The following is a 15,297-nucleotide window of genomic DNA, read 5'->3' as shown; positions in this document are numbered from 1 at the left end:
ACCTCGCCTGCTCAACCGCTCCGGCGAGGAAAGGGAACAACGACGGCTGCCCGTGGCGACCGAGGGGCCTGCTGTTTCGCGACCCCGGACGTGGCCCCGGCCTGGTCAGCGCGTGACGACCGGCCGGAAGGCATCCCGTATGCCGGACTTGGTGGTGGAGACGAACTGGTCGCCCGGCCCGTAGTCGTACGTGCCGTAGTACTCGTAGCGCAGCACGGCCGGGCAGCTCTTGCCGCCGATCTGCACCGAGCGCGGATCGACGCGCTTGCCGGTGCGCAGCTCGTAGACCTTCAGCGGAACCTTGACCTTGTGGAAGGTGACCCGGTGGGGGAAGTGCTTGAACTTGTTGTTCTTGTAGGAGCAGGACTCGACGGCGGCGCCGTTCTTCGCCGCGTCCGCGCAGACCACGAGCGCCGCCTCGACGGGGTCATCGGTGCGCCAGTCGGCGGGGAGCTTGCCGGTGTAATCGGTGTCGCCGAGGAACAACGCACGGTTGGTCCCCTTGCGGTGCGGCGGGGCGGCGCTGTACTTGGCGGGTTTGTCGCAGTAGCCGGATCCCGCGCTGTAGGTGGCCCCGATCAGAGTGCGCACCTCGTCGAGTTCGATGGCCAGGCCGGCCTTCTTCACGCCGCTGCGCGCCTTGCCGGTGAGCGGCTCGTCCGGGTACGCGTCGAGGAGTCGTTGGTAGTGCGCGCGTGCCTCCTTCCATTTCTCCTCGCCCATCAGGGCATCGCCGCATCCGGCCAGCGCGGCGGGTTCCGTACGCGTCGCGGCGTCGGCCGACCGGTCCAGGACGTCACGGGTGGGCTCACGGTCGCGGAGCCAGCCGGCTGTCTCGGCGGTATCACAGGCGTCCTCGGCGGGCAGGGTGTCGAGGAAGGTGTCCAGGGTCGTCTGGACGGTCCTCTCGTGGCCGGGCTCCGTCAGGACCCGGGCGAGAACGCCGAAGCCCCGCTCCAGCTCCTCGATGTCCCCGACCTGCCCGGCGTCGTACAGCGTGGACGCGGCGCGCTCCAGCCGTCGGCAGGTCTCCACCACCGCGTCGCCGGGCTCGACCAGCGTCGCTCCCACCACGCGGTGTCCGGACCGCACCTCGCTCTGCGCGGCGACGGCCTCCTCGCAGTCACCGGCCTCGCGGGCCTCGTCCACCCGGTTCTCGATGCCGTGTGCGCCAAGGCGCAGCAGCACGGCGGTCAGCACGACCGCGACCGTGACCACGAGGGCGCCGTAGCGCTGCACCCGCCGTACGACGTGCTCACGTCGCCGGGTCAGGAACCAACCGTGGGCGACGCCCGCCGCCCACCACAGGAGCAGCAGGAGCTCGCACCAGGTCGCGGCGGTCGAGGCGGCGAGGTTGAGAAGCATGACGGTGCCGAGCACGGCGACCGCGGCCAGCCGCCGGTGGCCCAGCAGCAGATACCCGATGCCGAGCAGGGAGGCATTGCCGATCGCGGCCGCCACTGCGTCACACGGGGACGGGGCCGCGGTCGCGGTCGGCTCGGGCGGCCGGAGCGGCACCGGCGACTCCGGTGACATCGGGGACCCCGGAGACATCGGGGATTCGTCGGGCCGCCGGTACGGGTCGTGTTCGTCCATCGAGTGATCCATGGGTCGCTATCCCCGAGGTGTCGTGGGTGCCGGGCCGCGTACGGAGAACCAGCGGTGCGCGGTCCCACCGAGCAGCACCCACAGGGCCGCCGCGTCGATGCCGAAGACCAGCAGCACCGGGAGACTGGGCGCTCCGGAGAGCAGTGAGCCGAGGAAGCCGATGAGCGTCGAGCACGCCACCAGGGCCAGGCAGGCGGCCAGCACCGCGCGGGTCCACGGTCGGCGCCTGCCGCTCAGGGCGACGCAGGCGGCCTGAAGCGCCGCCAGTCCCCAGCAGAACAGCGCCACGAACCACGCCATGTCCATCGGCAGGATCAGGTCCTGCCCGTGCTCCTGCTTGCTGTAGTTCTCATCAAGGACCACCCAGCCGCCCAAGGCGGTGCCCACCGCGTGCACGGCGACGACCACGAGCACGAAGACGAGGGCCCCGGGGATGCGCGCCACCGCCTCGGATGGGCCGGGCCGGGCGAGGGGTCCGGGGCGACCGGACGTACCCGCCGGGCCAGGCGGGTCGGACGGGTCGGACGGGCCTCGCTGGGGGGAGAAGTTCTGCATGGGAGTCACCTCGCGCTTTCGTGTCGGGCGGGTCGTGGACCCGGGTCCGGTCGACTTCGTGGACCGCACTCGTCGCGGTGGCGGCCGTTGTCGCGGTGGCCGGGCGGGGGCCCGAGCCCTCCCCCGTTCGCCCGGGCTCGGGCCGCGCAGCGTGGCCGGACCCGGCCGCCCTTCTCGGCAATTCCAGCGCCGTACGCCGTTGTTCGGCAGCCCCTGCCCCGGCCCCGAACAACCCGGCGGCGAACCGGCCGCGGCCGATCGTGTAGATCAGGTGAACACCCGTGCCCAGCCTGCGGATACCCAGCGGTACAGCTGCGGCCGCACCCCCGGCTGCCTACCCTGAGCGCCCGAACGGCCGCACCGGGTGATGTCCTGGTGAAGACCGGCGTACCGAGGGCGGGGCAGGCAGATGTCGGGACACCAGGGACCGGGGCGCACCGAGGGCGAGCTGGATCCGGAGGCGGGCCCGGTGCCGCGGTTCGCCGCCGGCCTGCGGGCGCTGCGCGAGGCGGCGGGGAAGCCCACGTACCGGGCGATGGCTCACGGGGCACGGTACGGGGTGACCACCCTGTCGCAGGCGGCGGCCGGGAAGCAGTTGCCCACCCGGGCGGTGACGCTCGCCTATGTGGAGGCGTGCGGCGGCGACGTGGTCGAGTGGGAGCGGCGCTGGCGCGAGGCGTCGGCAGAGCTGGCCGCCGAGGCGTCCGGTGGCGAGACCTCCCGGCCGCCGTACCGCGGCCTGACGCGGTACGAACCGGGTGACGCCGGACTCTTCTTCGGCCGCGACCGGCTCGTGGAGCGGCTGACCGCACTGACCCGCGAGCACCGCCTCACCGCCGTCTTCGGCCCCTCCGGCAGCGGCAAGTCCTCGCTGTTGCGCGCCGGTCTGATCCCTCGGCTGCGCACCCCGCCCGAGGGCGCGGGCGGTGGGGACGGCGGGACCGCTCCGGCGGCGGTGCGGATCCTCACGCCCGGCCCCGCCCCGCTGCGCACGCACGCCGACCGGCTCGTGCCCGTGCCCGACACCGACGCCGACACCTGGCTGATCGTCGACCAGTTCGAGGAGCTGTACACACTCGGCGCCGACCCGGCCGACCGGGACGCCTTCATCGACCGCCTCGTCACCGCCACCGACGTCGGCAGCCGGCTGCGCGTCGTCATCGCGGTGCGGGCCGACTTCCTCGGCCGCTGCGCCGAACACCCCGGCCTCACCGCCGCGTTGCAGGGCGCCACGCTGCTCACCGGTCCGATGAGCCGCGCGGAGCTGCGGGAGACCATCGTGCGCCCCGCCGCCGCGGAGGGCCTGATCGTCGAACGCTCCCTGACCGACCGTCTCCTGGACGAGGTCGAGGGCGCCCCGGGCGGGCTGCCGATGATGTCGCACGCCCTGCTGGAGACCTGGCGCCACCGCAGCGGCCGGGTCCTGACGGAGGCCGCGTACGAGGTGGCCGGCGGACTGCGCGGCGCCGTCGTCCGCACGGCCGAGCAGGTGTACCGCGAACTCACGCCGTCGCAGGCCGAGGTGGCCCGCCATGTGCTGCTCCGGCTCGTCGCGCCCGGCGACGGGGCGGCGGACACGCGCCGTCCCGCCGACCACGCGGAGCTCGACTTCGGCAGCCCCGCCGACACCCGGGTGACGCTGGAACGCCTGGTCCACGCACGGCTCATCACCTTCGACGACGGCACGGTCGACCTCGCCCACGAAGCGCTCATCACCGCATGGCCCCGGTTGCGCGCCTGGATAGACGCCGAACGCGACCGGCTGCGCGTCCACCGCTCGCTCTCCGAGGCGGCACGCACCTGGCAGGCGCTCGGCCGGGAGAGCGCCGCGCTGTACGCGGGCTCCCGCCTGGACGCCGCTCGCGACGCGTTCCCGCAGGACGCCGCCCGGCCCGGCGGCACGACGGCGAGAGGTCGGCGGGCCGGGAAGAGCCTGAGGGACGGGGAGAGCCGGGGCGACGGGGACAGCCGGCGCGGCGTCGAACTCACGGCATCGGAGCGGCAGTTCCTCACCGCCTCGCTCCGCCGCCAGCACCGCACCGCGCGGCTGCGGCGTACGGTCGTGGCCCTGCTCGCCGCACTCGGGCTGCTCGCCACCGGCACCGCCGTCGTCGCCCTCCGGGCGCGCGCCACCGCGCAGACCGAGCGGGACGACGCCGTCTTCGGCCGCCTCACCACCGAAGCCGACAGCCTCCGCGAGATCAGCGCCGGGCTGGCCGGCCGCCTCGACGTCGCCGCGCACGGCATACGCTCCACCCCGGACACCCGGACCCGCCTGGCCTCGGACGCGGGCCGGACGCTGGCCACCCGGCTGCCCGGTCACGCCGGTCTCGCCAGCTCCGTGGCGTACGCGCCCGACGGCCGCACCCTCGCCAGTGGCGGCCACGACGGCACGGTCCGGCTGTGGGACACCGCCGCGCGGCCCGGGTCCGCGGGCCCGGCCGGGGGCCTGGGAAAGCCGTTGGGGAAACCGCTGCGATTCCGTACGGGCCCGGTCGGCGCGGTCGCGTTCGCGCCGTCGCACGGGGACCTGCTGGCGGCCACCGGCAAGGGCGGCGGCGTCCAGCTGTGGGACGTACACGACCGGGAGCGGCCCCGTTCCGTCGGACGGCCGCTGGTGAGCCACGACGGGAAGAACGTCGTCTCGGTCGCGTTCGCCCCCGACGGCCGGACGCTGGCCACCGCCGGAGACGATGGGACCGTACGGCTGTGGGACCTGAGCGCCCCGGACCGGCCCACGCCGCTCGGCGGACCCGTCAAGGCCGACGGGTCCGAGGAAGGCAGCGTCCGCGCCGTCGCGTTCGCCCCGGACGGGGGCGTCCTGGCCACGGCGGGCTTCGACGGTTCCGTACGGATGTGGCGGTTCGACCGGGACGACGGGATCGAGCCGCTCGGTACGCCGCTGCGCGAACACACCGCCTCCGTCTGGGCGGTGGCCTTCTCCCCGGACGGTCGGACGCTCGCCACGGCCGGCTTCGACGACACCGTACGGTTATGGGACGTGACCGAGCCAAAGCGCCCGCGGCCGCTGGGCGATCCGCTCACCGAGCACACCGCGCCCGTTCTGTCGGTGGCCTTCAGTCCCGACGGCCGCACCCTGGTGAGCGCGGGCGAGGACGACGCGCCGATCCAGTGGAACGTGGCCAATCCCGCCTATCCGCAGCAGCTCGGGGAGCCGCTGGCCGGCCACGCGGGAGCCGTGTGGGAGGTGGCCTTCGGCCCCGACGGCCGTACCCTCGCCAGCGTCGGCGCCGACCGCGGCGTCCGCCTCTGGCACCGGCCGCCGACCGTCCTCTCGGACTTCACCAACCCGGTGTCCGGCATCGCCCACAGCCCCGACGGCCGGCTGCTCGCCGCCGCCAGCACCGACGACGCGCTGATCCGTCTGTGGGACGTCGACGATCCGGGCCGCCCGCGCCGGATCCCGCGGATGCTCACCGGCCACGAGGACCAGGTACTGAGTGTCGCGTTCACCCCGGACAGCCGTACGGTGGCCGGCGGCGCACTGGACGGCTCCGTACGGCTGTGGGACGTCTCCTCGCCCGAACGCCCGGTCCCGCTGGGCGGACCGCTGAAGGCGCACGACGACGGCGTCAACACCGTCGCGTTCGCCCGGAACGGCCGCACGTTGGCCACCGGCGGCGAGGACGGGACGGTGCGGCTGTGGGACGTACGCCGACCAGGCCGTGTACGGCCGCTCGGCGCACCGCTGCGCGGCCACGGGGACGCGGTCCGCTCCCTCGCCTTCACCCCGGACGGGAAGACGCTGGCCACCGGCGGCGAGGACGGCACGGTGCGGCTGTGGCACGTGAGCGACCCGGCACGTGCGCGGGCCGCCGGCGAAGCTCTCGGCGGGGACGACGAGTCGGTCAACGCGGTCGCCTTCGCCCCGGACGGGAGGACGCTGGCCACCGGCGGCGAGGACCGCGCGGTGCGGCTGTGGGACGTACGCCGGCCGGACCGTGCCCGGCAGATCGGGGAAAAGCTGGGCGGGCACCGCGGGCCGGTCAGGGCGGTGGCCTACTCGCCGGACGGGAAGACCCTGGCCACCGGCAGCAGCGACCACACGGTCCGGCTGTGGGACGTGGCGGAACCGGCCCGTGCCGAGCCCGCGGGCGGGGAACTCACCGGTCACCTCGACACCGTCACGTCCGTCGCGTTCGGCCCGGAGGGCGGCACCCTCGTCTCCGCCGGCTACGACCTGACGGCCCGGGTATGGCTCCTGGACACGCACCGCGCCGCGCAGTACGTCTGCGACCACACCGGCGGAGTTCTCACGCGCGCTGAATGGGAGGAGCGCCTGCCGCGACTCGGATACCGGACGGTGTGCGCGACCACGTAAGGCCTGTCGCCCTCGCCGTACGCCCGCACGGCCCCCCGGCCCTTGGCCCCAAGGTTCAAGGAGCGCTGAACTTCAGGACAGCGCCGTCCTGGTTGTGCGCGACGACGATCGCCTTCAGCTCGTCACCGAACCCGGCCTCGCCACCCGCGCCGCCCAGCTGCATCACGGTGCCCGCCGCCCGGAAGGTGACGGATGCGTCGGCCACGGTGACATGCACGCTCACCCCGTTCGCCGTGATGTGCGCCGTGGAGGTCACCAGCACCTCGCACGCCCCGTCCGAGCAGGCGTCGGTGTTCTTGCCGTCGGCCGCCTCGGGCAGCGGGCCGGTGGGGTCGGGCGCGGGCGCGTCCGCTCCCTCGCCGGCCTCCCCGGGCTTCCAACCCGCGGCGCACTGCTTCGCGCGCTCGTGCGCGGCCGCGAGCCGCGGGTCCTTCTCCGTCAGTTCCGGCAGGTCCGGCTCGGGCGGGGTCAGGGACCGTACGAGCTTGTCGACCCCTGCCGCACTGCCCTCGGCGTCGTCCATCGCCGCGGCCGGGGAGACCTCGTCGAGTTCGGGCAGGACAGCCGCCAGCTTCTTCAGCCAGGCGGCGAGCAGCCGGTCGGCCGCGGGAATGCCCGACCGGCTGAGCTCCCTCAGGTCGCGGTCCACGCTCTCCACCGCGTTCGGCGTCCCGGAGAGGTAGCTCATGGCGAGCAGTTCGGCCGACGGGCCGGGCTCCTGCGGGCTCCGGATCTCCCGCAGATCCGCCGCGCTGTCCTTCCGGAGATCCTCGATCGTGGTCGTCGACTCGCACAGGCCGCCGACCCACCGCACCAGCTCCTCGGACGGCGCCCGTACCGGCGCCGGGTCGGCCGTCCCCTTGTCCGACGCGCCTGCCTCGCCGTCCGCCCCGCCCCCGCAACCGCCGACGGCCAGCACCAGCCCCGCGGCCACCATGGCGACGCGTCCCCTTGTGAACATCCCGACGACCTCTCTCCGTGCTGTGACTCGGTCTTCGCCGGCCGGACCCCGGCACCGCAGGACCAGTTCAGCGCGGCACAGTTTGTTCGGTCACCCCTCCGCGGCCGTGAACAAATTCCCCGGACCCCCGGCACGACCCAGCGCCGTACGGAACGAGCCGGTCCGCTGCCCGAGCCCCTGGCCGAAAGACGAGCGGGGGCGGCATCCGGCAGAGCCGCTGCGCAGTAGCCGTGCCGAGGCTTCCCGCCCGGCTCCGTTGCGGAGACCCGGACGGTACTTTTCGGACAACTGTGGGCCGTCCGGGTGAGTGCAGACAACCTGCGGGGCCCCGCGCCGCCTCTCACAGCCCGGACACAGCGTCGCCACAGGTGAGTTGGGGCCGTGCTGCTCGTCCACGTTCCGCACGCACCCGGAAGCCGGAAGTACGAGGAATGATGACCAGATCCCCGCAGGGCCGCACGAACCGCCTGACCCGCCCCTCGATCGCCGTCGCCGCGGCCGTCGCCGTGACCGCGGGCGTCGTCGCCGCCGCGCCCGACGCCAAGACGGCGGAGCCGACGCCCAAGCTCAGCCTGATCGCCGCCTCCACCTCGGTGACGCTCGACTCGTGGAAGGAGGATCCCGGCGTCTATCTGGATCTCGGGACGTACCTCACCTCCGAGAACGGCGCCTTCGAACTCAAGGTGACCCGGAAGTCCTACAAGGCCCCGGTCGTCGCCTCGCAGGTGTTCCGGAACGGGAAGAAGACCACGACCAAGGCGCTTCCCGCCGGGCTCGTGAAGGACTTCTCCGGGCTGCCGGACTTCGCGCAGATCACGCTCACCGACGCGGCGGGCAGGACGGTGCTCAGCCAGACGGAGGCGTTCTGCCCCAACAACGCCTCCGGGCGGGTCCGGCCGGACGCTCCCGCCAACTCGAAGTATCCGCAGAGCTGTCCGGTGAACCCGTTCACTCTCGGCTCGGTCTGGGGCGTGGAGAACGGCTGGGCGTCCAACACCTACGCCGGTTACTACTCCAAGCCCGTACAGCTGGCCGTCGGCACGTACACCGCCAAGATCAACGTGACCAAGAAGTACCGCGAGCTCTTCGGCATCGCCGACGAGACCCGCACCGTCAAGGTCACGGTCCGCGAGCGCAGTTGGGAGGAGCCGCCCCCGGTTCCCGCCGGCAGCCGCAGCGCCGCCTCCGCGCACGCGGGCCACGAAGGACACGAAGGACACGGGAAGGCCGCCACGTCCTCCGCCGCGTCCGGGCACGGCGCGCACGGCGCACCGGCCCGTACCGAGGCCCCCGCCGGCCGCACGACCGGCGCCGGCCCCACGTTCAACGTCGGCCACGGGCCCTACCCGCCGGCTCCGGCCGCCCTGCCCTGGGCGCTGAAGAAGGAATCGCTCCAGCGGGGGGCCTTCTCCGCGGCCGAGGCCGGCGACCGTGCCGGGCAGACCGACGGGTCGCGCCAGGCGCCGGGAGCCAAGCCCAACACCGGGCGGCCCACCGGCAAGGCGACCGTGCCCGACGTACCCAAGCCGGACCTGCGCTCGCTGCCCGCGTACGGCATCACCGTCAGCGACGGGTACGAGGAAGTGCCCGGCAAGGACTACCTCGCCTTCAGCGCCAACGTGTGGAACGCGGGCCCGGCCAAGCTCGTCGTGGACGGCTTCCGCTCCCCGGGCAAGGAGCTGATGGACGCCTACCAGTACTTCTACGACGCCGACGGCAAGCAGGTCGGCTACACCCCGACCGGCACCATGGAGTGGGACCCGCGCCCCGGCCACGAGCACTGGCACTTCACGGACTTCGCCAGCTACCGGCTGCTGAAGGCCGACCAGAAGGAATCGGTGCGCAGCGGCAAGGAGGCGTTCTGTCTGGCCAACACCGACGCCGTCGACTACACGGTGAAGAACGCCAACTGGCACCCGGACAACACCGACCTGTCCACCGCGTGCGGCCAGGAGAACTCGATCTCCGTCCGCGAGGTTCTCGACGTCGGCTCCGGTGACACCTACACCCAGGACCTGCCCGGCCAGTCCTTCGACATCACGGACCTGCCGAACGGCACGTACTACATCCAGGTCCTCGCCAACCCGGAGAACCGGCTCAAGGAGACCAACCACAACAACAACAGCGCGCTGCGCAAGGTCATCCTCGGGGGGAAGGAGGGCGCCCGCACCGTGAAGGTCCCCGCCCACCACCTGGTGGACGCCAACTAGCTCTGAGCGGTGGCGCGTTGACGCGCTCCGTTCCGTACGTTCCGCCGGCCCCGGGGAGGTGTTCCCGGGGCCGGCGGCATGCCTGGACCCAAACCCGAGTTCTCGCCAACTCGCCCGTGCACCCGTAACCCCGGCCCCGCCCCACCGCGGCTCCGCCGCCGCGCCCCCCGCCCCGCGACGACTCCGCCGGTCAGGGACATGGCCAGGCACACCCACCGTGCCCGGGGCGCCACGGAGGGCTCCCCTCCGTCGCGCGGGTGCGGGGAGGGCGCCTTCGGCGGGCACCGTCGCCGACCAGGCAACGCATGGGTTACTCATGCGTAGCGCAGGTGTGGCGCAATTCACTCCCCTCAGGGGGTAGTTCTGGAAACATCTACGCCAACGAGATCGGGCCATACATACCGCCGCGGGGGGAGTGGCCATGGGGCTGCTCGGCGATGAGCTGGCGTTCGGGCGGGCTCTGACCGCCCCGGAGTACGAGAGCGTCATGGCCCTGGGGCACCGCAAGGAGTACCCGGCCGACACCCCGCTGCTGACCGAGGGCGAGAGGACCGGCCATGTGGTGATCGTGCTGCGCGGCTGGGTGACCGTCTCCCACAGCACCGACCGCGGCGCCACCCGGCTCATACTGGGGTTACGGGGGCCCGGCGAACTGCTGGGAGAAATGGCCGCGTTGGACAACCATCCGCGCAGCGCCACCGTACGGGCCCTCGGGACCGTCGAGGCGGCCGTCATCGGCGGCGACGCGTTCCGCCGGTTCCTCGCCACCCACCCCCGGGTCAGCGGACTGGTGATCCGGCAGCTGACCTTCCGGCTGCGCAACGCCGACCAGGAGCGCTCCGCCCTCGCCTCCCTGACCGTCCTCCAGCGCCTGGCGAGCCGGCTCACCGAGCTCTCCCGGACCGCCCCCACCGGCCCCTACGCGCCGCCCGCACCCGGACCCGGGCCCACCGGCGCCGTCGTCCACCTCGCCCAGGACGAACTGGCCGCCACCGTCGGGGCGACCCGGGAGGCGGTCGCCAAGGCGCTGCGGCTGCTGCGCACCCAGAAGATCGTGCGCACCGGTACCCGCATGGTGGAGATCCTCGACCCCGCGCTGCTCGCCCTCCTCGCGGAGGGACACCGGGATTAAGGATCAGCCCCGCCGTGTGTAAACGGCTACAGACGGCCTTCGTCCCGGGCCGGAAGCTGTACGGGACGGCAAGCGCAGGGAGAACGGGGGCACGGGGTGGAGCACGACGCGTTGGATGCCGGTGAGGCACGCTACGAGCTGGTCATCAGCGTGGACGCCAGACGTTCCGGGCAGTACAGCGACGCGGACAAGCCGCGGATGCGGGAGCGGATCTACCGGGTTCTGGAGACCGCGTTCGCCCAGGCCGGGGTGGGCCGGGGCGCCGTCCACACGGAGGACCGCGGGGACGGCGTGCTGGTGTCGGTCCCGGGCCGGATCGCGGTGACGCGGCTGCTCGGCCTGTGGATGGTGGAGGTCCACGAGAACCTGCGTGAGGAGAACCGCTCCCTCCTCGTGCCGCTCGGGCTGCGGGTGGCCATGCACGTCGGTCCCGTACGCCACGACAGCCGGGGCATCAGCGGGCGTGCGGTCGACCTGACCTGCCGGCTCGCCGACTCGTCCGTCGCCCGGCAGCTGCTGGACCGCGAACGGGCCGATCTGGTGCTCGCCGTCTCCGACTCGCTCTACGTCGACGTGGTCTCCGCCGGGGGCAAGTTCATCGAGCCCGAGCGTTTCTCCCCGGCGCGGCTGGCCCTGAAGGAGGGGGAGGTCTCCGCCTGGTTCCACCTGCCGGGACGGCCCGCGCCGGACATCGGGGCGATCGGCCCGGAGGAGCCGGCCGCCCCGGAGGAGCCGAGCGGCCCGGCCGCCGCACCGGCCGACGGGCCGGACACCGCTCCGTCCACCGCCGCCGCCGCTCCGGAACGCGCACGGGACGACGAGGACAGGGGCGCGCCCGCCCGCTACACCGCCCGGGGCGACCTGTCCGTCCACCAGCACAACGTCTACCAGCAGCCCGTGCACATCGGCCGCGTCACCGGCGACAGCCCCCGGAAGGACTGAGCATGGCCGACGAAGCAGTGGCCGAGCGCCCCGCCGAGCCCGCCGCCCCGAAGGCGAAGGACGACCGCTCCCCCGAGGCCCCGCCGCGCGGTGGGGCGCGGGAGGACGACAAGGCCAAGGACGCCCCGGACGGCGCGGACGCGCCCGGCTCCGCCGACGCCCCCGGCTCGTCCGACTCCGCGGACGACGAGGCCGCCGAGCGGGAGAAGGAGCGCGAACGCGCCGCGGACCGCTTCAAGGACCGGACCCGCGACCCGCTCGCCGAGGAGCAGGGCGAGGAGGAGCCGACCGACGCCGCCGCCGCCACGCGCGCCCGGCGGTCCGGACAGAAGCTCCTCGCCAGCGGCCGGGACCTCATCGGCTTCGACCGCTCCGACGTCGGCCAGCTCCACATCGGCGACATCAACATCGGCCTCGACGCCCGGCGTTCCGGCCTCACGATGCGCGACGGCCCGGTCCCCGAGGAGGAGTTGCTGCGCATCCGCCGGACCCACATCGAGCCGGAGGGGTACGTACGGCTGCGCCGGGCGCTGGAAGCCCGTCGGCTGCTGGTGCTGGGCGGGGCCCCCGGCACCGGCCGCGTCAGCACGGCGCTGGCGCTGCTGGAGGAGGTCACCCGCGACGGCGAGGGCGGGCAGCACAGCGAGCGGGTGCGCCGCGCCGACCCGGAGCGGGGGGTACGGGGGCTGGCCGCGCAGGTGGGCGGCGGGGAGGGCGGCCACCTGCGCGGCACCGGGTATCTGCTGGAGCCCGCCCTGGACCGGCCGGGCACCCTGCCGCCCGACGGGATGGACCTGGACCAGCTGGCCTCGGCACTGGCCGAGCAGGGCTCGTACGCGGTCGTCGTGGTGAGCGTCGGCTCGGCGGCCAACCCGCTGCTGGCCGGGCGGTACGGGGCGATCTGCCCGCCCGCCCCCACCCGTGAACTGGTCGCCGTCCGGCTGCGCCAGCGGCTGGAGGAGGAACACGGCGACCCGGTACGGGATGGGGGCGGGGGCGGTGCCCAGGACGGGGGCGGGGACCGGGACCGGGCCGGGGCCGGGTCGCTCGACCGGCTGCTGGAGCGCGCGGCGGAGCTCCGCGAGGACCCCGAGGTCATCGAGGCGGTGGGCCTCGACGACCTGCGGCCCGCCGAGGCCGAGCTGTTCGCCTCACTGCTGGCCGGCCACCTCCTGGGCTCCGTCGGCCGTGAGGAACTGCTGTCCGGCTGCCGAGGTCTCGCGGCCGTCCAGGCGTACGAGTGGTTCGCCGGGGTGGACCGCGCCCTGGCCGCCCCGCCGCCCGGCGACGGGCGGGCGCCCGTGCGCTCCGGAACCGCCGCCCTGTTCCACCCGGTGGCCTTCCGGATCGCGCTCGCGGTCCTCGGCGGCGCCTCGCACAGCGCGGTGTCCGCCGCCGCCCACCTGCTGACCTGGGAACTGTCCGTACAGAGCGATCCGGACAGCACCCCCGCCCGCCCCCTGTTCTGCGACGACCCGGAGTCCGACCTGGCGCTCTCGCGCGCCCGGCCGGACAACGGGGTCGTCGACGTGGCGGGCGCCGAGGTGACGGGGCGGCTGATCTTCTACCGGGGGACCGCGCTGCCCGCCGCCGTGCTCGCCGAGCTCTGGGACCGGCACTTCCCCGTCCGTGCCCCGGTCGTCCGCTGGCTGCGGCTGCTCGCCGACGACCCCCGGCCCCAGGTGTCGATGCGCGCCGCGGTGGCCGCCGGGGAGCTGTCCGTACGGGACTTCGAGCACGGGTACGCGGAGCTGATCCGGCCGCTCGCCGAAGCACCCACGCCCCGCCGAAGGGTCTTCGCCGCCACCGCGCTGGACCAGGCCGCCGGCCACGCCTCGCACCGCCGGGCGGTGCGCAAGGTGGTCGACAACTGGTCGCGGCACGGCACCCCGGCCCTGCGCTGGACGGCGGCCATGGCGCTGGGCTACGGCCGGTCCGCCGACTCGATGGACGACACCCTGGACGCACTGGCCGGGATCGGGGTCCGCGACGACGGGGAGCAGCTGGCCGTGGCCTCGCTGAACGTGGTCCGGCTGCTGACGCTCCCGGAGAGCGCCACCGTGCTGCGGCGTCTTGCCGACTGGACCGGGCACCGCGGCGAGGAGTACCAGGACCTCGCGCTGGTGAGCATCGTCCGGCTGGCGCTGACCGATGTGGACGAGGTCCTCGACGACGAGCCCGGCACCCCGCTGGGCGACCGGGGGGACTGGCCGCTGCTGCTCGCGCTGGCCGCGACCCGGCCCGAACTGACCGGGAAGCTGGCCGACCTGTTCTGGACGGCGCTCAACACCGCGCGGTCCCGGGACGTGGCGCTCGACGCCCTGGAGACCCTGTTGCGCTCCGCCTCGCGCAAGGACGGCCGCGCGTGGACGCGGGAGGGGCTGGCCGCGCTGCTGCCCGCCCTGATCGCCGAGGAGCAGGACCGGCGGCGGCTGGACTGGCTGCTGCGCCGAATGATGAGGGATCAGGACCATCCGCTCGCCGAGGAACGGGCGCTCGCCCTGTGGCGGCTCGCCGGGCCCGCGCCGCGGCGGCGGTCCGAAGAGGAGGAAAGTCATGGCTGAGAAGAACGGCGGGGCGGAGAACGGGGTGGCGGACCCCTCGCGGCCCGCGGGCCCGTTCCTGCGGGAGTACACGCCGACGGGCCCGTTCCGGCAGGGCGGCGCCCGCACCACCTCGGTGCTGTTCTATCGGCGGGGCTACAGCGTGGCCGGTGTCTCCGGCATCGACCACTACGACAAGCCGCCGCTGGCCTGGCGGCCGCACACCATCTGCGAGATCGCCACCGGCACCTTCGTCACCACCCTGCGGATGGAGCTGCCCGCGTCCGGCGGCACGACGTTCTTCAAGGCGGAGGTGGACATCCAGTGGACCGTCGAGGATCCGCACCTGGTGGCGGTGCAGGTGGTCACCGACATCGCCCGGAGCCTCACCGCGCCGACCCTGGAACGGCTGCGGGAGATCTCCGCCCAGTACCCGGTGCACCAGGCGGAGCAGGCCAACGCCGAGATCACCCGGACGTGCGCCTCCGGTCGGTGGGACGACCTCGGCACCGGCCTCGGACTGCGGGTGCGGCTGTTCGTACGGCTGCGGGTGGACGACCGGACGATCGGCCACACGGAGAAGGTCCGGAACCAGCGGAGCGAAGCCGAGCTGGCGCGGATGCGGCAGGAGGACTACCTGAGCATGCTGCGGGGCGGTGAGCTGGAACAGCTCAGCCACATGCTGGCCGCGGACCCCAAGGAGGCCAACAACTTCCTGGAGAAGATCCGCCAGGAGGGCCGGCAGGACGAGAAGGACCGGGTCGACCGGCTCTTCTCCATGATCGCCGACGGCCAGATCCACTCCAACGAGCTGGAGACCCAGGTGCTCGACGACCTCAACAGGCAGCACCTCGGCATCCAGGGCCCCATCGGAACCCGGCCCGCCCGCCGCGCCCCTCGGGAGCTGGCGCCCGCCCGCGAGGAGCCGTTCACCCCCGACTGGGTGGCGGACCAGCCTCCCGTGCGGCAGCCCCGCCCGCCCGCCCGGGACGCCGAACCCGAAC

At 74.0% G+C, this 15,297-nt stretch carries 9 protein-coding genes; 6 read left to right on the top strand and 3 right to left on the bottom strand.

The window, feature by feature from the left end:
* Positions 1-105: 105 nt before the first annotated feature.
* Both CR470_RS15760 and CR470_RS15755 read right to left on the bottom strand, forming a co-directional pair.
* Entirely contained in the window at positions 106-1,596 is a 1,491-nt protein-coding gene (locus CR470_RS15760) for a tetratricopeptide repeat protein (protein ID WP_143663815.1), read from the bottom strand.
* Positions 1,597-1,614: 18 nt separating this feature from the next.
* Positions 1,615-2,163: a hypothetical protein gene (locus CR470_RS15755; protein WP_143663814.1), complete on the bottom strand. Its 549-nt coding sequence runs from the start codon at positions 2,161-2,163 to the stop codon at positions 1,615-1,617.
* A 409-nt stretch (positions 2,164-2,572) separates the two neighbouring features.
* Between CR470_RS15755 and CR470_RS15750 the strand changes: the two genes are divergently transcribed.
* Positions 2,573-6,505 (top strand): WD40 repeat domain-containing protein, encoded by a 3,933-nt coding sequence (locus CR470_RS15750; protein ID WP_097868221.1) that lies wholly within the window; start codon positions 2,573-2,575, stop codon positions 6,503-6,505.
* Positions 6,506-6,560: 55 nt separating this feature from the next.
* Here CR470_RS15750 and CR470_RS15745 read toward each other — a convergent pair whose 3' ends face one another.
* Positions 6,561-7,466 (bottom strand): hypothetical protein, encoded by a 906-nt coding sequence (locus CR470_RS15745; protein WP_097868220.1) that lies wholly within the window; start codon positions 7,464-7,466, stop codon positions 6,561-6,563.
* A 431-nt stretch (positions 7,467-7,897) separates the two neighbouring features.
* Here CR470_RS15745 and CR470_RS15740 point away from each other — a divergent pair, with 431 nt between their 5' ends.
* From CR470_RS15740 to CR470_RS15720, 5 genes are all read left to right on the top strand, one after another.
* Complete coding sequence (locus CR470_RS15740; RefSeq protein WP_179892263.1) at positions 7,898-9,676, top strand: lysyl oxidase family protein; 1,779 nt, start codon at positions 7,898-7,900, stop codon at positions 9,674-9,676.
* 421 nt (positions 9,677-10,097) lie between these two features.
* Positions 10,098-10,808, top strand: coding sequence for a Crp/Fnr family transcriptional regulator (locus tag CR470_RS15735; RefSeq protein WP_097868219.1), 711 nt, complete (start codon positions 10,098-10,100; stop codon positions 10,806-10,808).
* A gap of 96 nt (positions 10,809-10,904) precedes the next feature.
* Positions 10,905-11,750 carry a hypothetical protein gene (locus tag CR470_RS15730; protein WP_097868218.1) on the top strand — a complete coding sequence of 282 codons (846 nt, stop codon included), beginning with the start codon at positions 10,905-10,907 and terminating at the stop codon, positions 11,748-11,750.
* A 2-nt stretch (positions 11,751-11,752) separates the two neighbouring features.
* Entirely contained in the window at positions 11,753-14,314 is a 2,562-nt protein-coding gene (locus CR470_RS15725) for a hypothetical protein (RefSeq protein WP_097868217.1), read from the top strand.
* The coding region (locus CR470_RS15720) for a hypothetical protein (RefSeq protein WP_097868216.1) at positions 14,307-15,297 on the top strand (991 nt) is incomplete at its 3' end. The genes CR470_RS15725 and CR470_RS15720, both read left to right, overlap by 8 nt.

The sequence above is a fragment of the Streptomyces sp. rh34 genome (assembly GCF_002551245.1).
Taxonomy (GTDB): Bacteria; Actinomycetota; Actinomycetes; order Streptomycetales; family Streptomycetaceae; genus Streptomyces.
Note: the sequence above shows the minus strand (reverse complement) of the source record. Positions and strands in the feature narration are given on the sequence as shown.

Coding starts and splice junctions, on each gene's coding strand:
- CR470_RS15760 (WP_143663815.1), bottom strand. CDS start 1,596: ATGGACGAACACGACCCGTACCGGCGGCCCGACGAATCCCCGATGTCT.
- CR470_RS15755 (WP_143663814.1), bottom strand. CDS start 2,163: ATGCAGAACTTCTCCCCCCAGCGAGGCCCGTCCGACCCGTCCGACCCG.
- CR470_RS15750 (WP_097868221.1), top strand. CDS start 2,573: ATGTCGGGACACCAGGGACCGGGGCGCACCGAGGGCGAGCTGGATCCG.
- CR470_RS15745 (WP_097868220.1), bottom strand. CDS start 7,466: ATGTTCACAAGGGGACGCGTCGCCATGGTGGCCGCGGGGCTGGTGCTG.
- CR470_RS15740 (WP_179892263.1), top strand. CDS start 7,898: ATGATGACCAGATCCCCGCAGGGCCGCACGAACCGCCTGACCCGCCCC.
- CR470_RS15735 (WP_097868219.1), top strand. CDS start 10,098: ATGGGGCTGCTCGGCGATGAGCTGGCGTTCGGGCGGGCTCTGACCGCC.
- CR470_RS15725 (WP_097868217.1), top strand. CDS start 11,753: ATGGCCGACGAAGCAGTGGCCGAGCGCCCCGCCGAGCCCGCCGCCCCG.